Origin of the sequence: Amycolatopsis sp. NPDC059021 (genome assembly GCF_042739895.1) — a bacterium.
Taxonomy (GTDB): domain Bacteria; phylum Actinomycetota; class Actinomycetes; order Mycobacteriales; family Pseudonocardiaceae; genus Amycolatopsis.
Map to the genome: position 1 here is coordinate 1 of NZ_JBHYIQ010000060.1, position 25,920 is coordinate 25,920.

The 25,920-nt window shown below is 70.5% G+C and carries 24 protein-coding genes; 13 read left to right on the forward strand and 11 right to left on the reverse strand.

Annotated features, from left to right (window positions below):
- Positions 1-566: 566 nt before the first annotated feature.
- The 4 genes from ACFWX1_RS29840 (at position 567) to ACFWX1_RS29855 (ending at position 3,850) form a co-directional block, all read left to right on the forward strand.
- The gene (locus ACFWX1_RS29840; protein ID WP_378393020.1) at positions 567-1,400 is read left to right on the forward strand and encodes a DUF6597 domain-containing transcriptional factor; all 834 of its coding nucleotides are present in this window, start codon (positions 567-569) and stop codon (positions 1,398-1,400) included.
- A gap of 54 nt (positions 1,401-1,454) precedes the next feature.
- Positions 1,455-2,774: an FAD-binding oxidoreductase gene (locus ACFWX1_RS29845; RefSeq protein WP_378392917.1), complete on the forward strand. Its 1,320-nt coding sequence runs from the start codon at positions 1,455-1,457 to the stop codon at positions 2,772-2,774.
- Positions 2,775-2,794: 20 nt separating this feature from the next.
- Positions 2,795-3,403 carry a dihydrofolate reductase family protein gene (locus ACFWX1_RS29850; RefSeq protein ID WP_378392919.1) on the forward strand — a complete coding sequence of 203 codons (609 nt, stop codon included), beginning with the start codon at positions 2,795-2,797 and terminating at the stop codon, positions 3,401-3,403.
- A 63-nt stretch (positions 3,404-3,466) separates the two neighbouring features.
- Entirely contained in the window at positions 3,467-3,850 is a 384-nt protein-coding gene (locus tag ACFWX1_RS29855) for a PPOX class F420-dependent oxidoreductase (RefSeq protein ID WP_378392921.1), read from the forward strand.
- Positions 3,851-3,853: 3 nt separating this feature from the next.
- Here ACFWX1_RS29855 and cobF read toward each other — a convergent pair whose 3' ends face one another.
- Positions 3,854-4,618, reverse strand: a complete 765-nt coding sequence (gene cobF / locus ACFWX1_RS29860) for a precorrin-6A synthase (deacetylating) (RefSeq protein ID WP_378392923.1) — start codon at positions 4,616-4,618, stop codon at positions 3,854-3,856.
- Between the two features lie 137 nt (positions 4,619-4,755).
- On the opposite strand from cobF, the gene ACFWX1_RS29865 reads away from it, so the two are divergent.
- The 3 genes from ACFWX1_RS29865 to ACFWX1_RS29875 are packed head-to-tail and all read left to right on the forward strand — an operon-like array spanning position 4,756 to position 7,680.
- A complete protein-coding gene (locus ACFWX1_RS29865) occupies positions 4,756-4,962 on the forward strand; it encodes a heavy-metal-associated domain-containing protein (RefSeq protein ID WP_378392925.1) in 207 nt (68 codons plus the stop codon).
- Positions 4,959-7,199, forward strand: coding sequence for a heavy metal translocating P-type ATPase (locus tag ACFWX1_RS29870; protein WP_378392927.1), 2,241 nt, complete (start codon positions 4,959-4,961; stop codon positions 7,197-7,199). The genes ACFWX1_RS29865 and ACFWX1_RS29870 overlap by 4 nt, the downstream gene beginning before the upstream one ends.
- A gap of 40 nt (positions 7,200-7,239) precedes the next feature.
- Positions 7,240-7,680, forward strand: coding sequence for a pyridoxamine 5'-phosphate oxidase family protein (locus tag ACFWX1_RS29875; protein ID WP_378392929.1), 441 nt, complete (start codon positions 7,240-7,242; stop codon positions 7,678-7,680).
- Between the two features lie 14 nt (positions 7,681-7,694).
- On the opposite strand, the gene ACFWX1_RS29880 is transcribed toward ACFWX1_RS29875, so the two are convergent.
- The 4 genes from ACFWX1_RS29880 to ACFWX1_RS29895 form a co-directional block, all read right to left on the reverse strand.
- Positions 7,695-7,976 (reverse strand): metal-sensitive transcriptional regulator, encoded by a 282-nt coding sequence (locus tag ACFWX1_RS29880; RefSeq protein WP_326420055.1) that lies wholly within the window; start codon positions 7,974-7,976, stop codon positions 7,695-7,697.
- 79 nt (positions 7,977-8,055) lie between these two features.
- Complete coding sequence (locus ACFWX1_RS29885; RefSeq protein WP_378392931.1) at positions 8,056-9,336, reverse strand: ABC transporter substrate-binding protein; 1,281 nt, start codon at positions 9,334-9,336, stop codon at positions 8,056-8,058.
- Positions 9,337-9,401: 65 nt separating this feature from the next.
- Positions 9,402-10,199 (reverse strand): hypothetical protein, encoded by a 798-nt coding sequence (locus tag ACFWX1_RS29890; protein ID WP_378393022.1) that lies wholly within the window; start codon positions 10,197-10,199, stop codon positions 9,402-9,404.
- A gap of 109 nt (positions 10,200-10,308) precedes the next feature.
- Positions 10,309-11,028: an MgtC/SapB family protein gene (locus ACFWX1_RS29895; protein ID WP_378392933.1), complete on the reverse strand. Its 720-nt coding sequence runs from the start codon at positions 11,026-11,028 to the stop codon at positions 10,309-10,311.
- A gap of 169 nt (positions 11,029-11,197) precedes the next feature.
- On the opposite strand from ACFWX1_RS29895, the gene ACFWX1_RS29900 reads away from it, so the two are divergent.
- Positions 11,198-11,902 (forward strand): maleylpyruvate isomerase family mycothiol-dependent enzyme, encoded by a 705-nt coding sequence (locus ACFWX1_RS29900; RefSeq protein ID WP_378392935.1) that lies wholly within the window; start codon positions 11,198-11,200, stop codon positions 11,900-11,902.
- A gap of 1 nt (position 11,903) precedes the next feature.
- On the opposite strand, the gene ACFWX1_RS29905 is transcribed toward ACFWX1_RS29900, so the two are convergent.
- From ACFWX1_RS29905 to ACFWX1_RS29915, 3 genes are all read right to left on the reverse strand, one after another.
- Positions 11,904-13,262, reverse strand: a complete 1,359-nt coding sequence (locus tag ACFWX1_RS29905) for a copper resistance CopC/CopD family protein (protein ID WP_378392937.1) — start codon at positions 13,260-13,262, stop codon at positions 11,904-11,906.
- Positions 13,259-13,840 carry a hypothetical protein gene (locus ACFWX1_RS29910; RefSeq protein ID WP_378392939.1) on the reverse strand — a complete coding sequence of 194 codons (582 nt, stop codon included), beginning with the start codon at positions 13,838-13,840 and terminating at the stop codon, positions 13,259-13,261. Before ACFWX1_RS29910 ends, ACFWX1_RS29905 begins: the two co-directional genes overlap by 4 nt.
- A gap of 154 nt (positions 13,841-13,994) precedes the next feature.
- Positions 13,995-14,675, reverse strand: coding sequence for a winged helix-turn-helix transcriptional regulator (locus ACFWX1_RS29915; RefSeq protein WP_378392941.1), 681 nt, complete (start codon positions 14,673-14,675; stop codon positions 13,995-13,997).
- Between the two features lie 305 nt (positions 14,676-14,980).
- Here ACFWX1_RS29915 and ACFWX1_RS29920 point away from each other — a divergent pair, with 305 nt between their 5' ends.
- The 3 genes from ACFWX1_RS29920 to ACFWX1_RS29930 all read left to right on the forward strand — a co-directional run bounded on the left by ACFWX1_RS29920 (position 14,981) and on the right by ACFWX1_RS29930 (position 20,124).
- Entirely contained in the window at positions 14,981-17,248 is a 2,268-nt protein-coding gene (locus ACFWX1_RS29920; RefSeq protein ID WP_378392943.1) for a TOMM precursor leader peptide-binding protein, read from the forward strand.
- Positions 17,249-17,296: 48 nt separating this feature from the next.
- On the forward strand, positions 17,297-18,742 hold the full coding sequence (locus tag ACFWX1_RS29925) for a SagB/ThcOx family dehydrogenase (RefSeq protein ID WP_378392945.1): 1,446 nt from the start codon (positions 17,297-17,299) through the stop codon (positions 18,740-18,742).
- Positions 18,743-18,882: 140 nt separating this feature from the next.
- Entirely contained in the window at positions 18,883-20,124 is a 1,242-nt protein-coding gene (locus ACFWX1_RS29930; protein ID WP_378392947.1) for a sensor histidine kinase, read from the forward strand.
- 9 nt (positions 20,125-20,133) lie between these two features.
- On the opposite strand, the gene ACFWX1_RS29935 is transcribed toward ACFWX1_RS29930, so the two are convergent.
- Together ACFWX1_RS29935 and ACFWX1_RS29940 are read right to left on the reverse strand one after the other, a co-directional pair.
- Complete coding sequence (locus ACFWX1_RS29935) at positions 20,134-20,739, reverse strand: DNA-binding response regulator (RefSeq protein ID WP_378392949.1); 606 nt, start codon at positions 20,737-20,739, stop codon at positions 20,134-20,136.
- A gap of 315 nt (positions 20,740-21,054) precedes the next feature.
- On the reverse strand, positions 21,055-21,801 hold the full coding sequence (locus tag ACFWX1_RS29940) for a helix-turn-helix domain-containing protein (protein ID WP_378392951.1): 747 nt from the start codon (positions 21,799-21,801) through the stop codon (positions 21,055-21,057).
- Positions 21,802-22,285: 484 nt separating this feature from the next.
- On the opposite strand from ACFWX1_RS29940, the gene ACFWX1_RS29945 reads away from it, so the two are divergent.
- Positions 22,286-22,462 (forward strand): hypothetical protein, encoded by a 177-nt coding sequence (locus tag ACFWX1_RS29945; RefSeq protein ID WP_378392952.1) that lies wholly within the window; start codon positions 22,286-22,288, stop codon positions 22,460-22,462.
- Between the two features lie 324 nt (positions 22,463-22,786).
- On the forward strand, positions 22,787-23,392 hold the full coding sequence (locus ACFWX1_RS29950) for a DNA-binding response regulator (protein WP_378392954.1): 606 nt from the start codon (positions 22,787-22,789) through the stop codon (positions 23,390-23,392).
- Positions 23,393-23,399: 7 nt separating this feature from the next.
- Here the strand turns inward: ACFWX1_RS29950 and ACFWX1_RS29955 are convergent, their stop codons facing one another.
- Positions 23,400-25,694: a sensor histidine kinase gene (locus ACFWX1_RS29955; RefSeq protein WP_378392956.1), complete on the reverse strand. Its 2,295-nt coding sequence runs from the start codon at positions 25,692-25,694 to the stop codon at positions 23,400-23,402.
- Between the last annotated feature and the right edge of the window lie 226 nt (positions 25,695-25,920).

Here is a 25,920-nt window from a genome sequence, read left to right on the forward strand (position 1 = left end):
TGTGTCGTTGGGGTGGTGCGCGTGGATAACCATCACGGGGGTCTCCCGGGGCCCTACCGCTATTTGCCATGCCGTGAACACTCCCGTCGACCACTGCGCGGACCTCGAATCACTCACCGAGAGCCAGCCGCGGAAAGGCCTCCTAGAGAGGGGCCGGGGCCCTCACGGACCTGCCACCGCCTGGCCGCGGGAGAGCCCGGACTTGCCGACCGGAGCGTTCGGGACAGGCCCCTCACCTCGCACGCCAGCGGACCGATGCCGCGAACGACGCGCACCAGACGATCATCGTCTCGAACGGAGCGTTCGCGACATACCCCCCACCTCACGCCACCGAACCCAGTGTCACGAACGATGCGTTCGCGACGATCACCGTCCTGAACGGAGCGTTCGGGACACAGCCCCTCACCACACACCACCAAACCCAGTGTCGCCAACGACGCGTACGCGACATTCACCGTCCTGAACGGAGCGTTCACGACACCGGCGGCGGGCAAGTGCCCCAAGCCGTGTCCCACCAGGTCTTGACGTCAGTCCCGTTCGGACGGTTCGGTGCGAGGGTGACCGTGATGGAGTCGTACGTCGAGCGTGCGCCGGCGCCGGAACTGGCGGGCGTGGTGCGGACAGTCTGGATCCAGCGCACCGGCGCGGCCGCGTACGTGCAGCGACACCTGCCCACGGGCGGGGTCGAGATCCATTTTCCGCTCGGTGGACGTCCTCGGCTGGTCGGTCCGCTGACCGGTCCGGCGATCGAGGTCATTCCGCCGCGGACCACCATCGTCGGTGTGCGGTTCCAGCCGGGGACCGCGCCGTCCCTGCCGGCCGTGCTCGACGACCTGGTGGATCAGCGCGTCGACCTGGCGGAGTTGTGGGGAAGCACAGCGGACCGTCTCGTCGAGGAGATGGCCTCGTCCGGGGCGCCCGAGCGCGCGCTCATGGTCTTGCAAGCCCACCTCGTCCAGGAGTTTCGCCGTGCGGTCCGCGTGGATCCGCTGGTCGGCGAAGCCGTGCGGGCGCTGATGCCGTGGCACCCCGTCGACCTCGACAGCCTGGCCACCCATCTGGCGCTCTCCACCAGCCAACTGCGCCGCCGCTGCCTGCACGCGGTAGGCGTGAGTCCCAAGGTCCTTCAGCGGACGTTGCGCTTCCAGGGGTTCCTCGCACTGGCCCAGGCCGGCGCCGTGGCGACGGGGCGGCGCGGTGCGGACGGCATGGCGGGCCTGGCGGTCGACGTGGGATATGCCGACCAGGCACATCTCAGCCGGGAATGTCTCCGCCTGACCGGCCTCACCCCTCGGCAGCTCCTCGGCGGCGACATCGACCGGTGCGCCTGCGGCCATGAGCACGCGGCGTCCTACCAGCCCTTCCTGATCACCCGGAGCAGGCCGCCGCTCCGAATCTGACCATGCGCGATTTGTTCAAGAATCGTTGTCACGTCGCTCATAGAGTTCGTCCTCGTGCCCGACCTGACCGAGTTCCGCGCCGCACTAGACGGCGAGTCGTTCCACCCCGGTTCGCCGGGCTACGAAGCGATCCGCCGTCCGGTCAACGCCGCCTACCGGGAGACGCGTCCCCGGCTGGTGGTCCGGTGCCGTTCGGTGTCGGACGTCGTCGCCACCATCACCTACGCGGCGGCCACCGGCGACCGCGTCGTTCCGCGCGGTGGCGGGCACTGTTTCGCGGGCCGATCGTCGACGGACGGGATCGTGCTCGACTTGTCCAGTCTCGACGGCGTCTCCGTCGCTGATGACGGACTCGCCACGATCCACGCCGGTGCTCGCCTGGGAGAGGTGTACTCGGCGCTGCACATCTACGGCCGGACCCTGCCGGCCGGATGCGGCGCGAGCGTCGGCATCGCCGGTCTCACCCTCGGCGGCGGGATCGGGCTTCTCGGGCGGAAGTACGGGCTGACCTGCGATCGACTCGTCGGCGCACAGGTCGTGCTCGCGGACGGCAGTGTCGTGGAGTGCGACCATGATCGCGAACCGGACTTGTTCTGGGCGCTGCGGGGCGCGGGTGGCGGCCAGTTCGGGGTGGTCACGGCACTGCGGTTCGACACCGTCCCCGAGCCGACGACCACCCGCATCGAGGCGCGCTGGTCGGGCATCGCCCTCGACGAGCTGGCCGCCGCCTGGCAAGCCTGGGCCCCCGACGCCCCGGACGAGCTCACCGTCAACCTCACCCTGGTGTCCGAGCCCGGCACTCCGGTCCAGGCCGTCCTTTTCGGGGCGTCCACCCTCGGGGAGGAAACGACCCGGGAACTGCTGCGAGGGTTCACCGATCAGGCGGCGGACATCGACCTGCGCGCCGATCTGCCCTACTCCCGCCTGAAAGACACCTTCGCCGATCTGGACCCGCGGGAACTGCCCGAACGCGCCCTGCGGATCCGGTCCGAGTTCTTCTCCCACGCGTTGTCCGGCAGCACTCTCGCCTCGCTCCTGACCCAGCTCGACGAGCCGAGGACCGTGGGCAGGCGGGAACTCGCTTTCACCGCGATGGGCGGGGCCTACAACCGGCTCGCCGAGGACGCCACCGCGTTCGCCCACCGCGGCGAGCGCTTCCTGCTCGAGCACATCGCCGACGCGGCCGACCCGTGGGCCTGCCGTTCCTGGGCGACTGCCCATGCCGAGGGCTCGGGGCGGGTCTACCCCAACTTCCCGGACCCCGATCTCGGCGATGGGGCCGCGGCGTACCACGCGGGCAACTACCCTCGGCTGGCAGCGATCAAGAATGCCTACGACCCGCGCCGGTTCTTCGACTTCCCGCAAGCCATTTGATCACCAGCGAAGGACAAAAGATGAGCAAGGTCTTCAGCGCACTCGCCGTCTCGGTCGACGGCTTCATCAGTGGTCGCACTCCCGACGGCGAAAAGGAATTCGGCCGCGGTCTCGGTGACGCGCCGATGCTGTTCGACTGGTATTTCAATGGGGACACACCGAGCCGGGTGCTCGACGGGTTCAAGCTCAGCGAGCCGAGCGCCCGGGTCTTCGACACCTTCGCCGCGCGAGTGGGAGCGGTGATCGCGGGACGCACCACCTACGAGCATTCCAGCCATTTCGGCGGGGGCGGCCCGCATCCGACGGCGCCGTTCTTCGTCGTCAGCCACCGGCCCCTGCCCGAGATCAGCGCGTCGCAGACCCTCGTCACCACCGGCGTCGAGGACGCCATTTCCGCGGCCCGCGCCGTGACGCCCGACGGCAAGGACGTCGCCCTGATGGGCGGCGGCCTGGTCACCGAGGCACTCAAGGCGGGACTCGTCGACGAACTCGTCCTCCACCAGGTACCCGTCCTGCTGGGCGCCGGGCACAGCTTCTTCCGGGAACTCCCGGAGCACGTACGCCTCCGCCTGCTGGAAGCCGTCCCGGCGCCCGGCGTGACCCATCTTCACTACGAGGTACTCCGATGATCCTCGCCACCGGCTTCGTCCCGAAATTCGACACGACCAAACCACCGCTGAAGGAGCAGACCCATGCTTGAACCCGACGTGCGCAACGCACTCGAGGGCACCTCGCTCGCGCACCTCGCCACCGTCCTGCCGGACGGCTCGCCCCATACGGTTCCCGTCTGGGTCGGTACCCAGGGCGAACGCATCGTCATCATCACCGGGCCCGGCTCGCGCAAAGCACGGAATCTGCGCCGCGATCCCCGGGTGGCGCTGTCCATCGCGCCCGCCGACAACCCGTTCACGCCCGTCGTCATCCGTGGGCGGGTCGTCGAATGGATCGAGGGCGACGCGGGGTGGGAGATCGTCGACCAGTTGTCCACGAAGTACATCGGTGCGCCGTACTCCCGCGAGCAGGAGCGCGTCGTGGCCGTGATCGAACCCGAACGACAGACCGTCGGGATCGGCTAGCGGCTACGCGGGGCGTCGGCGGAGCAGGTAGACGTCCATGATCCAGCCGTGCCGGGCGCGGGCCTCGGCGCGGGTTCCGCGGATCCGGGCGGACAGCGCGGCGTCGAGCGGGCCGGAGATCAGGATCTCGTCCGGCGTGCCGACGTACGCGCCCCAGAAGATCTCCAGCCCGGCGTCGGTGAACCTGTCGAACGTCGTCTGCGCGTCGAGCATCACGAAGACGTCGTCGACGCCCTCGGGCCAGCCCGAAGCCAGGCGGCGGCCCGTGGTGAGCTGCACCGCGGTCCCGATCTGGTTCATCGTCGTCCGATGCCGGGCCACCAGCGCGGACACGCTGCTCACCCCGGGCACGACCTCGTACTCGAACGCCACGGTCCCGCGGGCCAGCACGGCCTCGATCAGGGTGATGGTGCTGTCGTACAGCGACGGGTCGCCCCACACCAGGAACGCGCCGTGCTGCCCTTCGGCCAGCTCGTCGCGGATCATCCGCTCGTAGACGTCGGTCCGCCGCCGATGCCAGTCCGCCACGGCCGCCAGGTAGTCCTCGGGGTCACGGTCGCGAGGCGGATCCGCGGCGCGCACCACGCGATATCCGGGCTCGGTCACGAACCGGTCCAGGATCTCCTGGCGCAGGCGGACCAGATCGGCCTTCTCGTCACCCTTCTCCAGCACGAAGAACACGTCGACGCGGTTCAGCCGGTCGATCGCCTGGACCGTGAGGTGCTCCGGGTCGCCGGCGCCGATCCCGATCGCGTAGATCTTCCGCATACCGGGAAGTCTGCCTTGCCCGGAGCCAGGTCCCGCGCGGGGGCGGGGTGGCAAACCCGTACCCCCGAGGGGTATAAAGGCGGTAGGCGGTGATCACCACCGCGGAACCAGCGCCGAGTGCCGAGGAGCCGAGTCCGATGACCGAAGCCACCTACACCGTCGAGGGTATGACCTGCGCGCACTGTGCCGGCTCCGTGCGTGAAGAGGTCGGCGAGCTCGCCGGCGTCGCTTCGGTCGACGTGGACGTCGCCACCGGGCGGGTGAAGGTCACCAGCGAGGCGCCGCTGACCAGGGACGAGGTCGAGGCCGCGGTGACCGAGGCCGGCTACCGGCTGGTCCCATGACCGCCACGGCCGCGCCGCACCGGGTCGAGCTCACGATCGGCGGGATGACCTGCGCTTCGTGTGCGGCCAGGGTCGAGCGCAAGCTCAACAAGATGGACGGGGTGTCCGCCTCGGTCAATTACGCGACCGAGAAGGCCCATGTCGAATACCCCGAGTCTGTATCGGTCGACGAGCTGATCGGTGTCGTCGAGGCCACCGGGTACACCGCGAAGGCGCCTCAGCCCGAGAAGCCGGAGGCCGAGGCCGCCGCGCCCGAAGACGAGACGCGCCCGCTGCGGGAAAGGCTCATCGGGTCCGCGGCGCTTTCCGCCCCGGTGATCCTGCTGGCCATGGTCCCCGCGTTGCAGTTCACCAACTGGCAGTGGCTTTCGCTGACCCTGGCCGCACCGGTCGTCACCTGGGGTGCGTGGCCGTTCCACCGCGCCGCGTGGACGAATCTGCGCCACGGCGCCGCCACGATGGACACCCTGATCTCGCTCGGTGTCGCCGCGGCCACCCTCTGGTCGCTGTACGCCCTCTTCTTCGGCATGGCCGGGATGCCGGGCATGACCCACGGCTTCGCACTGTTCGGCGAGCCCGGGGCCGGCGGCGCCGATATCTACCTCGAGGTCGCCTCCGGGGTCACGACGTTCATCCTCGCCGGCCGCTACTTCGAAGCCCGGTCCAAGCGCCGCTCCGGCGCCGCGCTGCGTGCCCTGCTCGAACTCGGCGCGAAGGACGTCGTCCTCCTGCGTGACGGCCGTGAGCGGCGGGTGCCGATCGGCGAACTCGGCGTCGGCGACCTGTTCGTCGTGCGGCCCGGCGAGAAGATCGCCACCGACGGCGTGGTCACCGAGGGCGGTTCCGCCGTCGACGCGAGCATGCTCACCGGCGAGTCCGTGCCGGTCGAGGTCGGTCCGGGCGACACCGTCACCGGCGCGACCGTCAACGCGGGCGGGAGGCTGGTGGTCCGTGCGAGCCGGGTCGGCGACGACACCCGGCTCGCGCAGCTGGCGCGGCTGGTCGAGCAGGCGCAGAACGGTAAAGCCGCGGTGCAGCGGCTGGCCGACCGCGTGTCCGCGGTGTTCGTCCCCGTGGTGATCCTGCTCGCCCTCGGCACGCTCGTCGCCTGGCTCGCCACCGGTGCCGAGGCCGACACGGCGTTCACCGCCGCGGTCGCGGTGCTCATCATCGCCTGTCCGTGTGCGCTCGGGCTCGCCACGCCGACGGCGTTGCTGGTCGGGACGGGTCGCGGCGCACAGCTCGGCATCCTCATCAAGGGCCCGGAGGTGCTCGAATCGACCCGGCGCGTCGACACGATCGTGCTCGACAAGACCGGCACCGTCACCACCGGCCGGATGAGCCTGCTCGAGGTCCACGTCACCGGCGGCACGAGCGAGGACGAGGTCCTGCGGCTCGCGGGCGCGGTCGAGCACTTCTCGGAGCACCCGATCGGGAAGGCCATCGCCGATGGCGCCGCGGAGCGCGTGGGCGCGCTGCCCGCCGTCGAGGAGTTCCGGAACACCGAGGGGCTGGGCGTCACCGGGATCGTCGAGGGCAAGGCCCTGATCGCCGGACGCGCGGCGCTGCTGCGTCAGTGGAGCGTCGAGATCGGCGACGAGCTCGACGACGCCAGGATCGCGGCCGAGCAGCGCGGCGCGACCGCGGTGTTCGTGGCCTGGGACGGCGAGGCCCGCGCGGTGCTCGTCGTGGCCGACACGATCAAGCCGACCTCGGCGCAGGCGGTCGCCGAACTGCGTGCGCTCGGGCTGCGGCCGGTGCTGCTGACCGGCGACAACGAGGGTGCGGCCAAGGCGATCGCGGCCGAGGCGAACATCGAGCACGTCATCGCCGAGGTCATGCCGGAGGACAAGGTCGAGGTCGTCGGGCGGCTGCAGCGCGAGGGCCGGGTGGTCGCGATGGTCGGCGACGGCGTCAACGACGCGGCCGCGCTCGCGCAGGCCGACCTCGGGCTGGCCATGGGCACCGGCACCGACGCGGCGATCGAGGCGGGCGACCTGACGCTCGTGCGCGGTGACCTGCGGTCCGCGGTGGACGCGATCCGGCTGTCCCGGCGCACGCTCGCCACGATCAAGGGCAACTTGTTCTGGGCCTTCGCCTACAACGTCGCGGCGCTGCCGCTGGCCGCGCTGGGCCTGCTCAACCCCATGCTCGCGGGCGCGGCGATGGCGTTCTCCTCGGTGTTCGTGGTGACCAACAGCCTGCGGCTGCGCGGCTTCCGCGCGGTCGCGAACTGACCGTCCCGGAATTGTCGGTGGTCGCCGCTACGGTCGGGACATGGCGTTATCCGTGGAAGAACGAGAGCAGTTCCTGGCCGAACCGCACGTCGGTGCGCTCGCGGTGGTGGAGGCACCGGGGCGCGCGCCGCTGACGGTCCCGATCTGGTATCAGTACACGCCGGGCGGCGAACTGTGGATCAACACCGGGGTGGACTCGCGGAAAACCAAGGCGATCAAGGCCGCGGGGCGCTTCAGCCTGATGGTCCAGCGGACGGAGCCGACGGTGCGCTACGTCTCGGTGGAAGGGCCGGTCACCAGGATCGAGCCGGGCGGCCGCGAGCGGACCACCGAGATGGCCGCCCGCTACCTGCCGCCGGACCAGGTCGAGGGCTACGTGGAGTACGAGCTGACCCAGCTCGGCGAGCACGTGGCCGTCTTCCTGCGCCCGGAGCACTGGCTGTCCGCGGACCTGAGCCCGGCCCCGCCCGAGGCGGGGTGATCACCTGAGGCGGCTCAGGAACGCACCAGCCGGGCGATGGCGTCGGAGGCCTCGCGGACCTTGAGGTCGGCCTCCTCGCCCCCGGCCGCGGCGGCCTGCACCACACACGTGGCGAGGTGCTCGTCGAGCAGTTCGAGGGAGAACGACTGCAGGGCCTTCGTCGCCGCGGACACCTGCGTCAGGATGTCGATGCAGTACTTGTCCTGCTCGACCATCCGCTGCAGGCCGCGGATCTGGCCCTCGATCCGGCGCAGGCGCTTGAGGTAGGCCTCCCGTTCGCCGCTGTACCCCGCCATGCCACCCGGCCCCTTCGTTGTCGTTCCTTGCCCCCAGTATACCCACCCGGAGTATCTGACCCACGATATCGGACGCGGGTCACGGGATGATCTCCTTCGAGTTCAGCGCGTTCGTGAGCCGTTCGCGCAGCTCGGCGGCCGCAGCGGGCGGGTCGATGTCCGACGGCGGCGAAAGCACCTTCGAGATCACCGTCGACAAGCTCTGGTACGCCGGTGTGAGCGGGCGGACGGCGGCGTCGGAGAGTTCGGCCAGGATGTCGGCCTTCATCGGGAACCGCGCGGCGATCGTCGACCGCGGTTGTGCCGGATCGAGCGGTGTCGCGTCGTCGTACACCGATCGGGTGGTGGGAGCGAGACCGTCCTCGATCGCCTGGTACTTCTGGTTCTGGGGACTACGCAGGCACAACGCGGCCTCGAACGCCTCGGGCTTGTGCTTCGAGTAGCTGCTGACGGCGAAGTTGAATCCGCCGATCGTGACCCGGCTCGGCGTCCCCGGCAGCACCTCGGGAAACCGCGCCCAGCGCAGATGCCCGACGTCGCGCGGCTTCTCCTTGGCGTAGGAGGCGAGGATGTACGGCCAGTTCAGCTCGAACGCGCCCTGCCCGCGCTGGAAGGCCTGCCGGATCTCGTCCTCCTTCTGACTCGCCAGCGACGCGTCGGTGACCCCGGATGTCGTCAGCTTCTTCAGCAGCTCCAGCGCACGGACCGCGCCGTCGTCCAGCACCACGGACCGGCCGTCGTCGGACAGGATGTGACCGCGTTGTGAGGCCACGAGCGTGTTGTAGAAGACGACGAGGCCCTCGTACTGGGCGCCGGTGAACAGGATCGACGACGGTTTCCCCTCGGCCTTCAGCCGCCCGGCCTGCGCGATCATCTCGTCGAACGTCTTCGGCGGTGTGGCGGTGATCCGGTCGTCGTACCAGAGCAGCTGGACGTTGGTGTGTTTCGTGGCCGCGTAGAGCCTGCCGTTCCAGCGCGCGGTCGACAACGGGCCGGGCAGGACGTCGCGGGTCGCCTCGGCCTCGGCGGCGCCGGTCCACGGCTCGGCCCAGCCCGCCTCGGCGAATTCCGGCACCCACGTGACGTCGAGGCCCAGCACGTCCAGCGAGGTGTCGCCGGCCGCGAGCCTGCGTACAAGCTGTTCACGCTGGCCGTCCGCGCCGCGGGGCAGCTTGTGGTACTCGATCCGGTACCGCCCGCCCGACGCCGCCGAGCAGGCGTCCACCACGTGCTGGAGGTTGTTCTGCGGGTTGACGTACAGGGTGATCGTCAGCCCCTGGCCGCTTCCGCAGGCGGTGAGCGTGCTCGCGCACAGCGCACCGGCCAGCGCCACACCGGCCGTTACCGAATTCAGCCGCACGAAGCCCCCACTTTCGCCGAGATCCACCGATGATCCGGGGACAGCGGCCCGGGGACAAGCCGGAATCAGCCGCCACCCGCGACGTCGGTGAGCGCGGCGACCGGTTTGATCCGCTGGACCGGCACCGCGGGTTTCTCCGCGCCGGGCTCGGGATCGAGCGCGGCATTGGCCTTCGACAGCAGGTCACGGCAGCCGGCGAGGCTCGCGGCGAGCCGGGCACGGACGTCTTCCAGCGCGGCCACCTTGGCCTCGGCCTCGGTGACGATCTTCTGCGCGCGGGCCCCGGCCTCGCGCACCCGCCGTTCGGCTTCGGCTTTCGCGGCCGCGTCGCGTTCGGCCAGCTCTCGCATCGCCTCGGCGCGCCGTAGCGCCATCGCCCGCGTGAAATCCTCTTCGAGACGCGCGCGCCGCGCGGCGGCCTCCTCGTCCAGCTCGCGGCGGCGTTGCTCGGCCTGGCGCGAGGCCTCTTCGGCGTCGGCGACCAGTTTGCGCTCCCGCCGGGTGAGTTCAACGGCCTCCAACTCGGCGTCCCGCCGCGTCTGCTCGGCCTTTTCCCGCGCCCGCGTGGTGATTTCCGCGGCCTCTTCGCGGGTGAGCTCGATCATCCGCCGCGAACGCTCCTGCAACGCGTCCGGCGCGATCGGGGTGCGGCTGATCCGGTCGATCCGCGCGCGCAGTTCGCGGTTCTCCTCGGCCAGCCGGGCCGCCTGGCGCCGCGCCTCGTCGCGTTCGGCCGTCCTCCGGCGTAGCTCGGTTTCGGCCAGCTCGACGAATTCCCGGACCTGGCCACGATGGAAACCGCGCCACGCCAGGTCGAAGCCGGTCGCTGAGCGGGCTTTCTCCTCGCCACCACCGGGGATCATGCTCACCTCCCATTTGGATGGTTTCTCCTCGGCCGCGTGTTTTCGTTGCGGTACCGGGGTTTCGGCTGCCACCAGTGTGCCGTATCCCGGGCGATCGCGCCCGTGCCGGTTATTCCTCGACCGGATCCTCCGCGCCCGTGGCGGTGCTGCGCACCCCGGGCAGCTCCGCGAGTTCGGCGGTGAGGTCGGCAAGATCACCGCGGCCGTCCAGCAACAGCGTGACCACCGCGACCCGTTGTCCTTCCTCGGAAACCGTTTCCCGGTCGACCGCGACCCGCACGACGATCCAGCCGCGCCCGGTGCACGTTTCCAGGACGTTGCGGAGCACGCCGTGCCCGTCGTTGTAGCTCAGCCGCACGATCGGCGGCTCCTTGCGACGCCGCGCGACGAATTTCGCCAGCGGCGGGAAACCTCGCGTGATCACGAATAGCCCGATCGTGGTGGCCACCGCGAGCACCGGCAGCCCGGCACCCGAGGCCATCCCGACCGCCGCCGCCACCCACACGGTGGCCGCGGTGGTCAGCCCGCGCACCGCGTCCCGGCGCACGAAGATCAGCCCGCCGCCGACGAACCCGATCCCGGACACGATCTGCGCCGCGATCCGCGACGGGTCGAGCGCGACGTGCTCGGTGCTCAGCAGATCGGCGAAACCGTACTTCGAGACCAGCATGAACACCGCGGAACCGACCCCGACCAGGGTATGTGTCCGCAGGCCCGCGCTCTTGGCCCCGGCCTCGCGCTCCATGCCGATCGCGGTGCTGAGCACCAGGGCGAGCAGCACCGGCGGCAGCAGGGCCCACTGGTCACCGGTGGACCACAGGGCGTGCACTGACGATCGCCTCCGTCCCTACGCGTTGATCACCGTCCCCGGGTCACCTTGCACCTTCTCCGATTTCGCCGTGCGGGCACCCCGGGGCCACGGGTGCGCACGGCGTGAGAACCACGGGCACGAGGTCCTGCACATACTGAGCGTCACCGAACTCGCGAGGAGGCCGGGTGTGACGATCAGTGAGCAGGACGCCGTGGTGGCCGAGGACTATGTCGGCTATGCCGAGGTGCGGCGCAATATCCGGCGACTGCTCGAGGAATATCCCGGCGCCGCCGCGCATCCTGTGCCCGCCTGTCCGGAGTGGACAGTCCGTGACCTGCTCGCGCACCTGGTCGAGATCGCCGAACGCGTGCTGGCCCGCTTCGGGGCCGCCGTGCCGCCCGCCAGGGGAAAGCTCCGGCTCGGCGAGCTCCTCGACCGGTGGGACACCCTCGGCGCCGGGATCGAACCGCTGCTCGAGTCGGCGGGCGGGCAGCGCGGCGACGTCCTGGTGACCGACGCCTTCACCCACGAACTCGACCTGCGCTACGCGCTGGGCCTCGATTTCCCCGTCGAGCACGTGGCCTGGGTGGCCAGCTTCGAGGTCCTCGTCCGCGGGTTCTCCGGGTCGATCGTGGAGCGCGGGCTGCCCGCGCTGCGCATCCGCACCCCGGGCGGCGGCGCCTGGCTCGCCGGCGCGGGACCGGCCGGGGCCACCCTCACCGCGCGGCCCGACGTGCTCTACCGCAGCCTCGCCGGCCGGCGGTCGCTGGACCAGATCAGCGCGCTGACCTGGTCCGCGGACCCCGGGCCCTGGCTGCCCGCGTTCGCGTGGGGCCCGTTCCGCCCGCCGATGGCTCCCGTCGAGATGAGCCACCGGCGTCCGGCGGCGTGACTCAGCCGGCAGGGGACATCGACGAGAGCATCGCCGCCAGGCCCAGCACCGCCGTCGCGAGCACCACCTCAGCGCCGACCGCGAGGCGCAGGCGCCGCAGCTGGACCGTCCGGACCCCGGTTCCGCCGCCGCCCTGCCCGGCCACCCCGTGCAGGATCGCCCGCCGCGCGACGCTGGCCAGCGCGAGCAGCCCGGCGAACCCGGCCAGCTTGAGCAGCAGGATCACCCCGTAGGTCGTCGACCACAGCGCGGACAGCGACGGCACCGTCCGGACACCCAGGTACGCCCCGCTGAGCACGACCACCACGACCGACGTCGCGGCGGTGCGGGAGAACCGGGCCACCACGGCGCCGGCGTCCTCGCCGTCGGCGGGACGGCGCAGGCACAGCGCCAGCTGGACGAGCCCGCCCGCCCACACCGCGATCGCGCCGAAATGCGCCAGGTCGGCGGTGATCGAGAAGAACATGATCGGATCCGTCACCGCGTGGCCCGAGGCGGAAAAGGTCAGCAGCACCACGAACCCGGCCACGATCGCGAGGTTCTCGTACCGCGACCGCAGCCGTTCGGGCAGCGCGCCGCGCGGCACCACCAGCCGGGGGACCAGCCACGCCAGTGCCCCGGCGGCGGCCAGCCGCAGCAGGAGCAGCTTCCCGTATGCCACCCGCAGCGTCGAGGCGAGCATCTCCGGGTCGAACACCGCCGACACCCCGCGCCCGGCCACGTACGGGCCCTGCAGGAGGAACCCGGCCACCGCGGTGACCGCCGTGAGCATCCAGCCGCAGCGCAGCACCTGCCGTACCCGCGGGTCGGTCCGCCCGGCGGGACGGCACGTCAGCACGAACAGCAGCCCGCCGAGCAGCACGACCCCGGCGAACGAAACCCATCGGAACACGGTGAACAGCACGTCCACCAGCGTGTCGGTGCCCGTCGCCGCCGACACCGCCCCGGCGGAGGTGACGAGCGGCCCCGCTCCGACGACGAAGGCGAACGTGCCCCGCACGGGATGCGAGTCCGCCGAGACGAACGCGTATTCGACCAGATAGCTCGCCTCGGGCAGGTTCGGCTTCAGCCGGACGGCGAGTTCCTCGGCGACGGCGCCGGGCTGGAACACCGGCCCGTCGTCGACCCGGTTGCCCCGCTGGTCCACGACGTGGATCGAGCCGGGCTGGATGCCGACGTTCTCCGAGAGCACCACCGACACCTGGGCCGGGGACGCGCCGAGCCGCGTGCCGTCGCGGGGGGTGCTGGAGATGATCTCGACGTGTGCCGACGCGGGTGCGGCGGCGAGCACGCCCAGCCCGAGCCAGCCCGCCAGGAACAGCAGCAGCGCGAGACCACGCCGCGCGGTTCGCGTCCTCACGACCCGGACAGCGCGGGAGCCGTGGACCGGGGCACCCCGCAGGAGCAGCCGGTCCGCGCGCGTTCGGCGGCCGACGCCCGCCGGTGCAGGATCACCGCGACGATCATCGGGATGGTGACGATCGTGTTGTAGAACAAATGCAGCTCCACCCTGGGGATGAACAGCTGAATGATGCTGGACGGCACTTTCTGGCCTGCAAAACGCCAGCCCGTCTGCGCCTGCAGCAGCAGGAGCAGATGTTCGATGTGATGCCAGAACTGGATTCCCAGCGCCAGGTTCCACCATTGCCGGGAACGCCCCGCGAAACCCTTCCGCAGCAGGAACAACGCGATCAGCATGACGATCGCGTAGCCGTAGTGCAGCCATTCCGAACTGATCAGCCATGGAAAGGGAATACCGAGAACGCCGCGCGCGTCGGGAGTTTTCCACCCCAGCGCGTAGATCTGGAACGCCTGCGCGAGGTGCTCGGCCCAGTGCGCGAGCACGACGACCATGAACGCCGCGAGGGCCAGATGGTGGTATTTGCTGTTCAGGCTTCCCAGAAAACCGGTCGGCCGCGCGATTCCGGACGTCGACATGGCAGGCCCCTTAAGGCGGTCACGAACACGATCGTTCCGACGATAGTCGTTCGTCCTGCTTGGACGGTTACTCCGGATTGCCGATAATGGACGGCCGGTTGCGCCGTTCGGCGGATTGTCCGCGGTTTTCCGGGGACAATCCGCGCCGTGCGGGTCAGCCGATGCCCTCGGACGGCGTGGGCGGCGCCGGGATGTGGAACAGCTTCGTGAACAGTTCGAGGTGCCCGGCCTCGCCCTCGATCCGCACCTTCCCGGACCGGATCGCGTCCGCGGCGGTGAGCCGTCCGGACAGGAGGTCGATGAAGCCGGGGCCGGTCGGCGCGACGACCAGGTCGGCGCCCGGGTGCGAGCCTTCGCCTGCCTTGAGGGTGCCGTTGTCGATCAGCGCGTGGACGACCACGCCGTTCTGGTGCCGGATCTCGTAGGCGATGTGGACGCCGCCGGCGTTGTCGGCGCGGAAGGTGGTGTAGAGCGAAAGAATGGCGGAGTCGAGGGTGAGGATCTCGCCGGGCGCGGGATGCCCGAGGGAACGGGCGCCCCACAGTCCGAGGTCGAGGACGATCTGGTCGAGCTCGCTGCCGTACTCGGTGAGCTCGTACACCACGCCGGCGTCCAGCTGCGGCAGGACCCGGCGGCGGATGACGCCGGACTGCTCGAGTTCGTTGAGCCGCGCCGAAAGGAGGCTCATCGGGATCTTCGGCAGAGTCCGCTGGAGATCGGTGAACCGCTTCGGGCCGAGTACGAGGTCGCGGATCACGAGCAGCGCCCAGCGCTCCCCGACGAGATCGAGCGCGCGGGCGAGGCCGCAGAACTGTCCGTAAGTGCGCGTGGTCATACGCCGGTCCTTACTTGCTCGGTGGTGCCCACAGTGCGCCCGGTGCCGAAGGCGCGGCGGGCGAACGTCCTCTCGGTCGAGAGTGACCGAGACACCGCCTCGAAACCAGTGCCCTCGCCACCCCTGGGGCGTGGGTTCCTCCCCGGTGGCACATGCGTTTCGCATATCAGGCCGGTGTGGCAGGCACTGGCCGCCCACCCGCCGTCGACAGGAGGATCTGCTGCAACCCGGTACGTCCCACCACGGCAGGGAGTGCTCATGCGTGAGTCAGTGTCGGTACCCGAGCGATCCCGGCCCGGTGCGCGATGACCGCCGGGGCAGTCAGCCCGACGCTGGCGTTCAAACGGCATCTGCGGGCGGAGATCAGCGAGGGCAACGGTGCCTACCTGTTCTCCGAACAGGGCGTGATCGCCATGCGCGGCGCGCACATCGCGTCGCTGGCCGCTCTGCTGGACGGGACCCACGGCCTGGAGGATCTGCTTCGCGCCCGGCCCGACGGGATGGTGCCCGAGCAGGTGACCGGGTTACTGGCGCGGCTCGTCGAGGCCGGGCTGGTCAGCCTGCGGACACCGGAGGAGCAGGCCGCCGACGAGCGCACGCTGGCCTATTGGGACGCGGCGGGGATCGACGCCGCCGCGGTCGCCGCGCGGGAAAAGCCCGCCAGCGTCCGGCTGATCGCCGTGGGCGACGAGGTCGACACGGCACAGGTCGAGCGGGCGCTTGCCGAGGCCGCGCTCGGACCGGTCCGTGGCGACCGTGGTCTGTCCACCGACCTTTCCGTCGTGCTGTGCGAGGACTACCTCGACCCCCGGCTGGCCGGCATCGACGCCGAGCACCGCCGGACCGGGCAGCCGTGGTTGCTCGCGCGCCCGGTCGGGGCGCAGGTGTGGATCGGCCCGTTCCTGCAGCCCGGCGACTCGGCCTGCTGGCACTGCCTGGAGAGCAGGCTGTGGGGTCACCGGCACGCCGAGGCCTGTGTCCAGGCGGTGCTCGGCCGCGTGGGCCCGGCTCGGCGCCCGGTGTCCGCGGTGCCGCCGCTGACCGCCGCCGCGGCGCATCTCATCGCGCTCGAAACGAGCAAATGGCTTGCCGGGTACCGCTATCCGGGGCAGCGGTGCGTCTGGGTGCTCGACACGCTCGATCTGCACGGCAGGCTGCACGAGCTGCGCCGCAGGCCGCAGTGCCCGGAATGCGGGGACCCGGGGCTCGTGGCGGCGCGCACGGCGCATCCGGTGCGGCTGCGCCCCGCCGTCAAGGTGACTTCCTCGGGCGGCGGGCACCGCACGCTCACCCCGGTCCAGGTGCTCGACCGCTATCGCCATCTGGTCAGCCCGGTCACCGGGATCATCAAGGAGATCCAGCGCGACCGGAACGCGCCGCCGTTCGTCAACGCCTACCGTTCCGGGCTGAACTGCGCCCGCGCGGTCACCGGGATGGCCGGGCTGCAGGCGGGGCTGCGCGGGGAGAACGGCGGTAAGGGCGCGACCCCGATGGACGCCGAGGTCGGCGCGCTCTGCGAGGCGGTGGAACGGTTTTCCGGCAACTACCAGGGTGACGAGCTGCGGGTGCGCGGATCGCTGCGCGCGCTCGGCGGCGAAGCGGTGCATCCGAACAGCTGCATGCTCTTCGACGAGCGGCAGTACCGGGACCGCGCGAGGTGGAACGCCGAGCACGCGCCGTTCCAGAACGTCTGCGAGCGGTTCGACGAGGACGAGGAGATCGACTGGACACCGGTGTGGTCGCTGTCCGGGCGCCGCAGGCTGCTCCCGACCGGCTACCTCTACTACGGCGCCCCGCAGGAGTGCGGGATCCGGGGCGTGCGCGCGGATTCGAACGGCTGCGCGGCGGGCAGCAGCCTCGAGGACGCGATCCTGCAAGGGACTCTGGAGCTGATCGAGCGCGACGCCGTGGCGTTGTGGTGGTACAACCGCACGCCGGTGCCGGGCGTCGACCTCGGCGCGTTCGGTGATCCGCTGATCGCGGAGATGGCCGGGCACTACACCGACCTCGGCCGCGAGCTGTGGGCGCTGGACGTGACCTCGGATCTGGGCGTGCCGGTGATGGTCGCGCTGTCCCGCCGGACCGACGGGCCGCAGGAACAGATCATGATGGGCCTCGGCGCGCACCTCGACCCGCGGATCGCGCTGCGCCGCGCGGTGACCGAGCTGAACCAGCTGCTCCCCGCGCTCGCCGGCGAGGGCGCGGCGTTCGGCGACGTCGACGCGGACCGCTGGATGCGCTACGCGACCGTGGCCAACCAGCCGTACCTGCGGCCCGCCGCGGGCGTACCGGCCAGGACGCAGGGCGACTTCGAGTTCGTGCACCGGAAGGACGTGCGGGACGACGTGGTCGCGCTCGCCCGCCTCCTGTCGGCCCGTGACCTGGAGATGCTCGTCCTCGATCAGACCCGCCCCGACGTCGAGCTGCCGGTCGTCAAGGTGATCGTGCCGGGACTGCGGCCGTTCTGGGCCCGCTTCGCGCCCGGCAGGCTGTTCGACGCCCCGGTGCGGCTCGGCAGGCTGGCCGCGCCGACGCCTTACGAGCGGCTCAATCCGTTCCCGCTGTTCCTCTAGGGAGGACGGCTCCGGGAAGACCGGCGACACGTAGTACGGGAGTTCAGGGTGACACCGCAAGGCAGGGGCGGGCCGGGCGAGACGATCCAGCTGTGGTCGCTCACCGAGGACGCCTTGGTCGAACTCGGCGAGGACGGCTCGGTCGTCGTGGTCACCCGCTGGGGTGAATTCGAGTTCCCCGAGACCGACGAGCTGATCCGCGAATCACTGCGGCGCATGGCGCTCGGGCCGATCTCGCTGACCAACGTGGCGGCGGCCGTCCACTACTCGGAGCCCGCCACCGAGTACTGGGCCGTCGCGCTGCGCAAGGTGCTCGACCGGCTGGGCGGTTCGGTGGTGCACACCCTCGGGCTCACCGACGGCGGGGCGCCCCTGCTCTCGGCGATCCCGGTGACGCTCGCGCCGAGTTTCGCGGTCCGCCCGGTGCCCGGCGAGCAGCCGCTCAAGCTGTCCCGGTTCGTGTCGATGCGGCCCGCCGAAGACGGGTTGCTGGTGGTTTCGCCCTGCGCCCGCTACCAGGTCCTGCTGGTACGGCACCCCGCGATCGTCATCGCCTCCTCACTCGCGACGCCGACGTCGATCGCGCAGGTCGTCGCGGTCACCGGGCTGTCGTGGGCGGTCGTCGCGGACGTCGTGGCGTTCCTGGTGGCCGCGGGGGTCGTGCTGGCCGGTGACGAGCGGGGCCGGTTCGCCGAGGACGACGATCCGGAGCTGAGCTTCTGGGCACCCGACGATCTGCTGTTCCACATCCGCAGCCGCACCTGGCAGAGCGCGGGCCCGCCGGACTTCGGCGCCGCGCGCGACGGGACGCCGCCGCCGGTGGTCAAGCCGGTCACCGCGGGGCCGACTTTTCCGTTGTACCGCCCCGAAATCTCCGCGGACGCGCCGGGGCGGACGCTCACCGCGCTGCTGGAGGACGACCACGTCTGCCCGGCGTTCACCGAACGTGAGCTGGACGCGAGACAGGTGGGCGAGTTCCTCTACCGCGCCGCCAGGGTCCGCTCGGTCGGGCCCGCGCACCTGCCCTCCGGGCCGAGCCACGAGGCGTCCCAACGGCCGTATTTCAGTGTCGCGTGCCTTTACGAGCTCGAGCTGTACGTGAGCGTGAATCGCTGTTCCGGCCTGGCGAAGGGCGTCTACCATTATGATCCACTTTGGCACACGCTGACGTTGATCAATGACGACGCCGCCGATCTCGGCGCGATGCTGGACATGGCGATGGTCGCGGGCGGCAGCAACCGCAGGCCGTCCCTGCTGCTCACCATCGCCACCCGGATGTCCCGCATAGCCTGGGTGCTCGGCGGCGCCGCGTACACCACGACGCTGGTCCACGTCGGGGCGCTGCAACAGGTCCTCTACCTCACCGCCAAGGGAATGGGGCTGGCCGCGCACGCCGTCCCGGTCGATGCCAGCGACCGGGTGGACCGGGCACTGAAACTGGAATGGCCCGCCGAAGTGAGTGTCGGTGAGTGCGTTCTCGATTTCCCTTGGTGACCGGATGATCGTTTTACGCCGCCGCCGGTAGCACGCGGGCGAAGTGCTCGCGCGATTGTTCCTTTCGGCTGGTAATCGTTTTTCCTGTTACCTTTGTCGCCACTGGGGAAGTTGGACGCGGAGGGGCGACCGTGGCACCAATGGCGAAAGAGCTCAGGACGAGAGGCAGACGGAAGCGGCAGGCAGCGGCGAACGGAGTATCCGGCGGCGCGGTGGAGCCGCGAGCGTTCCCGAGTGGTCTGGACCGGATTTCCGAGGGCCCGGAGCCGCTCGTGATCGTCGCGGTGCACGGGGCGGTCTGTGCCGGGATCGCGGTCCTCGCCGCGCTCCCGGCCCTCGCGCAGGCCGCGTCCTGGTTCGCCAAGGTCCTGGGGCTCGGTTACCTGGCGGGGCTGGTCGCGGTGCAGCTGACCTGCCTGGGACGGCCGGGCGGCAGGCGCCACGGTGTCCCCGCGCTCGCCGCGCAGGCCGTGCTGGGCTTCCTCCCGATCCTGCAGCTCGGCGTCGCGTGGAGCGTGCTTTCGGGCTTCTTCGCGGGCGGGCTGCTGCTGGTGGCCAAGCCGATCCTCGCGATACCGGGAGTACTCGCGGTGGCCGGGGGCGTGGGGGCGCTGACCGGCTTCACGGGGCAGGCGGGGACGGCGGCGCCGACGGGACCGGCCGCGGCGCTGGCCACCGCCGTCATCGCGCTGGTCGTGTTCGGGCTGACCTGGTCGGCCCGGCTGGCCGCCGAACGGTCCGAGACCCGTTCGGAGCTGACCCGGCGCGCGGTCGCCGAGGAGCGCATGCGGTTCTCGCGGGACGCGCACGACCTGCTCGGGCTCAGCCTTTCGGCGATCACGCTGAAGGGCGAGCTGACCCACCGGCTCATCGTCGACCAGCCGCAGCGGGCGATGGAGGAGCTGGCGGAGCTCCTGGACATGTCCCGGAAGGCGCTGGCCGACGTCCGCTCGGTCGCGGCGGGCTACCGCGACCTCTCCCTCGACGACGAATGCCTGGCCGCGATCGGCGTCCTGCGGGCCGCCGGGGTCGAGGTGTTCGTGGACCGCGGTCCCGTCGAGCTGTCCCCGCCGGTAGCCACCACGCTGGCCACCGTGCTGCGGGAGGGCGTCACCAACGTGATCCGGCACAGCAAGGCGAGCCGGTGCCGGCTCACCCTGCGGGCTTCGGGCACCGCGGCCTGGCTGGAGCTGGTCAACGACGGCGTCCCCGAGGAGCCGGAGACGCCGTGCGCGGGAGCCGGGTGCGGGCTGCGGAACCTGCGGCACCGGGTCGGCGCGCTCGGCGGCGAGCTCACCGCGGACGTACGGCCGGACGGTTCGCACCGGTTGTTCGCCAGGGTGCCGCTCAGCGCCTTCGAGGTGCGGAGCCACCTCGGATGAGCCGGTCGCTCAGAGCCAGTCGGCCTCGGTGGCGATCCGGATCGCGTGCACCCGGTTGCGGGCGTTGAGCTTGGTGACCACCGCGGCCAGGTAGTTCCGGACGGTGCCGGGCGAGAGGTACAGCTCGGCGGCGATGTCGGCGACCGTGCGGCCACGCGCGGTCAGGCGCAGGATCTCGACCTCGCGCGGGGTCAGCGGGCATTCGTCGGTCTCCCACGCGGTCAGCGCGAGCTCGCTGTCGATGACCCGGCGGCCCACCGCCACCGAGCGCACCGCGTTGGCGAGCTTGTCCGACGGCGCGTCCTTGAGCAGGAAGCCGTTGACCTTGGCGTCCAGCGCCCGGCGCACGGTGCCGGACCTGCCGAGCGAGGTCAGGATCAGGGTGTGGCAGCCGGGCAGGCTCGCGTGGATCTCCATCGCCGCGGTGAGCCCGTCCTTGCCGGGCAGGTCGATGTCGATCACCGCGACGTCGGGCTGCACGGCCTTCGCCGTCGGCAGGATTTCCTCACCGGAGGCGACCTCGGCGACCACCTCGATGTCGGACTCGAGGTTGAGCAGCGCGACCAGCGCGCCGCGGACCATGTGCATGTCCTCGGCGAGCAACACCCTGATCACGATGGTCCTCACCCCAGTCCGTTTCCTGTTCCCCGTACACATCGTACGCCATTGTCCTGACCCGACAGCGATATTCGGCCGCCCTGCCGTGATTGCCGCGGAACCCGGTCAAGCGGCGATCCGTACGCATCTTGCCCGGCGACCGGGGCAATATCGCCGGGGGAATTCGAGGCCGGGAAAATGAGGCTGCGAGCGGTGCCGTCTTCGCCGCCCCATCGGCGGGATTCCCGGCCGCGGTCAGGTTGTTCGAGCGCAAACGATTTCTGCGGTCCCCCGTCGCCGGTTCCCCCGCCCGGCCCATCGGGAATCCGCCGTTCAGACCGCGATCGGCTGCTGGACCACGCGGCGCAGGTCCGGGAGTGCCAGCAGGGTGGGCGGGTCGAACCCGCGACGGGGCCGCAGCCGGACGTCGGCGAGGCTCGCCGCGACACCTTCGAGGATGGTGACCGGCCCGGCGACACCGATGTAGGGGCGCGGTCCCCCGTCCTCGAGCCGGCAGGCGCCCCACGCGTGCGCCAGCACGTACCAGCGGCCGACCGGCACGTCCTGCAGGACGTAGGGGCCGGCCCCGGTCAGGAACGTGTGCCGCGCGGGTGTCCCTTCGGTGATGCGGCCGGGGAACAGGCCGAGGAACACCATGCCGATGTCCGTGGCGGGCGGGCAGCGGAGCTGGCCGCGCACGGCCGCCCCGGACCGGGCGCACTCCCGCTGTTCGGGCACGCGCGGGGTCCGTCCCCGCAGCTGCCGGTAGGACGACGGCGGAACACCCACGCTGCTGCTGAACCGCGCGCTGAACGTGCCGACGCTGTTGTACCCGACCTGATGGCTGATGTCGGTCACCGACGTCGTGGTGGACACCAGGAGCCGCTTCGCTTCGGCCAGCCTCAGCGCCGAGAGGAACCGGCCCGGGGAAAGCCCGGTGACCTGGTTGAACACCCTCGAGAAGTGGAACTTGCTGAACATGGCCGACCGGGCCATGTCGTCGATGGTGAGCCGTTCGCCCAGGTTGTCCTGCATGGTCACGATGGCGCGTGCCACGGCGCGCCGGACGATCTCATCCATGCTGGCCGCCCTCCTCCTTGTCGCCGATTCCCCCGATCGTGCCGCCCAGCGAAAAGGCCGATCGGCTGAGAATTGTTTCTGCTACGACTCTAGAAGGGTTCGCGTCTACTTCTTAAGTGCTCCGTGCAATGAGTGGATATGTGTTGCCCACGGCGCGGACATGCGTTTCGCATACCCATTTTCGTGACTTTCGGACGTGGTCACGTTCGGTAATCGTCGCAGGTGGATCCCGTGGCGGTCTGTCGGATCGGCCGCGGCGAGAAGTTCGGCGTATCCGGAGTGTGCGGCTACGCCGGGTGACGATCACAGGGAGAATTGCCGCGAAATCCTCGTTCTCGTAGCTCCATCGGGCTAGTGCCGCGTGCGCTGCCCGGAGCATGAACAAAGCACGGCTGCACGGTGATGTGGGCACTGGAATCCGGGTGGGCGCGAGGGGACTATTTGGAATACGTGAAACGTTGTGATTCACCACTGGGAGCAGAGAATGATCAAGTCAATTTCCAGCGACGTCATTTCCCTCCTCGCCGACCTCGGTGTGGATGTGCAGAATTGCGATCGCTCGGCCGAACTCGAGATCGCCCGCTTCGACCAGTGGGCGAATGGCGATCTCGCACTCGCCCCCACATCGGCATGTACCTCGCCGGTTCTCGAGGCAGCCTGACCTCCGGCGGCGATCACCAGGGAGGTCAGGGCCCGGCCGGCACCGTGTCAGGCCGGTCGCCGGTGGCGCGGCAAGGCGCACCCGGCGACCGGTTTTCCATTTTTTCGAAAGGCGGAATTGCGGGTCTGCGCGCCCGGGTTCTCGAACAGTGCACGAGTCACGTGTGGTGATCGGACGAATGCGAGCGGATATCCTCACAGCCCTTTCGGGCCGGTGGTCCGCCCGTTTTTCCGGCTCCCCGTGGTCGCGTTACCCGAATGGCTCAACGATAGTCACCTGCGAAGTGTTTAACTGACACTCGGGGGCGTGGCGAATGGGGGCCGGGTGATCAAGGTAATGGTTGCCGAGGACATGCACATTGTCCGCGGGGCGCTGGTCGCATTGCTCCGGCTCGAACCCGACATCGACGTCGTCGCGGAAGTCGCCTCGGGAAACGAGATCCTGCCCGTCGCGCGGTCCGCCGGCGTCCAGGTGGCGGTGATCGACATCGACCTGCCGGGAAAGGACGGGCTGACCGCGGCGGGGGAACTGCACGAGCAGCTGCCAGGGTGCCGGACCCTGATCCTCACCAGCCTGGGCAGGCCCGGCACGCTGCGCCGGGCGCTGGCCGCGAAGGTCAGCGGCTTCCTGCTCAAGGACGCCCCGCCGGACAAGCTCGCCAACGCCATCCGCGGCGTCGTCGCCGGACGGCGCATGGTGGACGGTGATCTCGCGCTGGCCGCGTGGGACACAGTGGACTGTCCGCTGACCGGCCGGGAGATCGACGTGCTGCGGCTGGCCGCCGAGGGCTACGAAACGGTCGAGGTCGCCGCGCAGCTGTATCTCTCGGCCGGAACCGTGCGGAACTACCTCACCACCGTCGTGGCGAAGCTCAACGCGCGCAACCGGGTCGACGCGATCAGGATCGCGAAGGAGGCGGGCTGGCTGTAGCCGGGTCTCACGCCGGGACGACGGCGTGCAGCCGGAACCGGCCGTCCGGCTCGATCCCCGCGGTCAGCCTGCCACCGAGCGCGGTCACCCGCTCCGACATGTTCTCGATCCCGCTGCTCGCCGCTTCGGCACGTCCGTCGGCCCTGGGCGCGGCGGACCCGTTACCGGACCGGACGCCGTCGTTGACGATCTCCAGGCTCACCCTGTTCTCCACGCGCCGCACCGCGATCTCGCAGTGTTCGACCTCGCTGTGCCTGAGCACGTTCGTGACGCCTTCGCGCAGCACGACGGCGAGCACGGTCCGGACGGGCGCGGGAAGGTCCTGATGCTCCATCTCCAGCCGCACCCGGACATCCGCGGCGACCAGAATGGACTGTGCGGTGCGCGACTCGCTTTCCAGCGACAGCTCCCGGTAGCCGCTGGCGACCGAACGGACGTCCGAAAGCGCCTGCCTGGTGAGGCCGAGGATCTCGTCCACCTCGTCGCTCGCCTTGTCCCGGTCCAGCTGCAGGACCCGGCAGGCGAGCTGGCTCTTCAGGGTGATGGCGGACAGCGTCATCCCGAGCAGGTCGTGCAGGTCCCTGGCGAACCGCAGCCGTTCCTCCGCGATGGCGACCTGCGCGAGCCGCCTGCGGGTGTTGTCCAGCTCGGTGGCCAGCCGCAGGAGCCAGATCAGCCCGAACACGATCATGCTGGACAACACCGCCGAGGTCGCGGCGAAGACGACGTAGGTCGCCTGTACGCCCTGCGCGATGTTGATCCAGACGACGCTCCCGACCGTCAGCGCGAAGACGGTCCAGCCGCCGATGGGCGGGAGGACGAGCAGCGCGTTGCCCGCGAGCATCCCGGGAATGCTCACCCAGTGCTGCTGGAGCGGGATGAGGGGCAGGTAGATCAGGCAGGCCTGGACGAACAGCAGGCCGTAGGTCTGCGGCGACCGCAGGCGGGTCGCCGGACGGCTGAAGTACGACAGCTGCAGGGCGAGCAGCGCGAGCAGATAACCGGCGGTGAGCGCGATCTGCCACCACTCGCGCGTCAGGTACAGCAGCCGCAGCTCCACCCCGATGGTGAAGGTGGTGAAGGTCGCGATGAGCAGGTTCCGGACGAGACGCGCGTCGGCGGGCGGACGGCTCTCGCCCGGCCCGTTCGCGTTCGGGCCGGGGACGCCGTCCGCGGGCAGCGGCAGCTCGACACTCAGCCGGTTGCTGCCGCGTTCGTCGAGACCGGCCGACATGGTGCCGCCGAGCGCGGAGACCTCTTCGCGGAGCGCGGCGAGCTCGTCCTGGTCGATGGCGTCTTCGTCATGGCGTCCGTCGTCGGTGACGACGAGCGAAAGCCGGTTTTGGCGCTGGGACACCGAGATCTCGCAGTGCTCGACCCCGTTCCGGCGCAGCACGTCGGTCACGCCCGCGCGCAGCGCCTTGGCCAGTGCGGACCTGGTCTGGACGGGCAGCGCGTCGTGGTCCAGATGCACCTGCACGGCGATGTCGGACGCGTTCAGCAGGGATTCCGCGGTCCGGAATTCGTTGGCCAGGGAGACCTCGCGGTACCCGCGCGCGACCGAGCGTACGTCCGAAAGGGTCTTCTGCGCGAGATCGGTGATCTCGGTCAGCGCGCGCTGGGCCTGCTCGCCGGACCGGGAGATCAGGCGGCGGACCAGCTCGCCCTTCAGCGCGATCGCGGACAGGCTCAGCCCGAGCAGGTCGTGCAGGTCCCTGGCGAACCGCAGCCGCTGCTCGGCGACCGCGCGCCGGGCCAGCTCGGACCTCGCGTCGTGCAGCTCGGTGACCATCCGGGCGAGCTTGCTCGTCAGGTAGACGTCGAGCGCGAAGGTGCACATGCCGAAGAGCGTGTAGAGGATGTCGACGAGGTCGCCGGTCAGCGACGCCTGGATGGCGACCGCCGAGGCCATGACGGCCCCGAAGACCGGCCAGGCGAAGCGGGGCGGGAACACCAGCAGGGCACTGCCTGCCACGAACGCGGGCAGGCCGGTCCACAGCTGTCCGAAGGTGAGGAGCGGGAGATAGGCGAGGGCGGCCTGGCCGAGCAGCACGAGCACGCTCAGCCGCGATCCGAGCCTGATGGTGGACCTGCTGAAGTACAGCAACTGGATCGCCAGCAGCCCGGCCAGCGCCAGTACGGCGTACGCGGTGCGGACGAACCCGAGGTGTGCCGTGAGGACAGTCGTCAGGCCGACCGCGACGTGACCGAAGAAGACGACCGTGACGACGACGCGGGCGAGCAGCCAAGCGCGTTTCGGCCGCTGGTCGACGCCCGCGGTGCCGGGCGGCTCCGCGGTCACGGCCAGGTGGCCTGCTTCTCTCCCGGGTACCGGAGGCGTCACACGGATCTCCTCCGGTATCTCGACGGCCGCGCCTTGTCAAAGGCTTTTGTGCAGGGGCGATCCTAACTCAGCCGGTGCCTTGCCCAGCTCAGTCGAGTCCATGTCGTTGCCGCGAAAGGATTTCACGGCCGGGTCGGGGAGCAGGATTACGCCGTTCCGACGCACGGTGGGCGGAACGGCCTAC

What these genes read in the sequence shown, in the direction of transcription:
- ACFWX1_RS29840 (WP_378393020.1), top strand. Translation starts at nt 567, where the DNA reads ATGGAGTCGTACGTCGAGCGTGCGCCGGCGCCGGAACTGGCGGGCGTG.
- ACFWX1_RS29850 (WP_378392919.1), top strand. Translation starts at nt 2,795, where the DNA reads ATGAGCAAGGTCTTCAGCGCACTCGCCGTCTCGGTCGACGGCTTCATC.
- ACFWX1_RS29855 (WP_378392921.1), top strand. Translation starts at nt 3,467, where the DNA reads ATGCTTGAACCCGACGTGCGCAACGCACTCGAGGGCACCTCGCTCGCG.
- cobF (WP_378392923.1), bottom strand. Translation starts at nt 4,618, where the DNA reads ATGCGGAAGATCTACGCGATCGGGATCGGCGCCGGCGACCCGGAGCAC.
- ACFWX1_RS29865 (WP_378392925.1), top strand. Translation starts at nt 4,756, where the DNA reads ATGACCGAAGCCACCTACACCGTCGAGGGTATGACCTGCGCGCACTGT.
- ACFWX1_RS29870 (WP_378392927.1), top strand. Translation starts at nt 4,959, where the DNA reads ATGACCGCCACGGCCGCGCCGCACCGGGTCGAGCTCACGATCGGCGGG.
- ACFWX1_RS29875 (WP_378392929.1), top strand. Translation starts at nt 7,240, where the DNA reads ATGGCGTTATCCGTGGAAGAACGAGAGCAGTTCCTGGCCGAACCGCAC.
- ACFWX1_RS29880 (WP_326420055.1), bottom strand. Translation starts at nt 7,976, where the DNA reads ATGGCGGGGTACAGCGGCGAACGGGAGGCCTACCTCAAGCGCCTGCGC.
- ACFWX1_RS29890 (WP_378393022.1), bottom strand. Translation starts at nt 10,199, where the DNA reads ATGATCCCCGGTGGTGGCGAGGAGAAAGCCCGCTCAGCGACCGGCTTC.
- ACFWX1_RS29910 (WP_378392939.1), bottom strand. Translation starts at nt 13,840, where the DNA reads ATGTCGACGTCCGGAATCGCGCGGCCGACCGGTTTTCTGGGAAGCCTG.
- ACFWX1_RS29915 (WP_378392941.1), bottom strand. Translation starts at nt 14,675, where the DNA reads ATGACCACGCGCACTTACGGACAGTTCTGCGGCCTCGCCCGCGCGCTC.
- ACFWX1_RS29920 (WP_378392943.1), top strand. Translation starts at nt 14,981, where the DNA reads ATGACCGCCGGGGCAGTCAGCCCGACGCTGGCGTTCAAACGGCATCTG.
- ACFWX1_RS29930 (WP_378392947.1), top strand. Translation starts at nt 18,883, where the DNA reads ATGGCGAAAGAGCTCAGGACGAGAGGCAGACGGAAGCGGCAGGCAGCG.
- ACFWX1_RS29940 (WP_378392951.1), bottom strand. Translation starts at nt 21,801, where the DNA reads ATGGATGAGATCGTCCGGCGCGCCGTGGCACGCGCCATCGTGACCATG.
- ACFWX1_RS29945 (WP_378392952.1), top strand. Translation starts at nt 22,286, where the DNA reads ATGATCAAGTCAATTTCCAGCGACGTCATTTCCCTCCTCGCCGACCTC.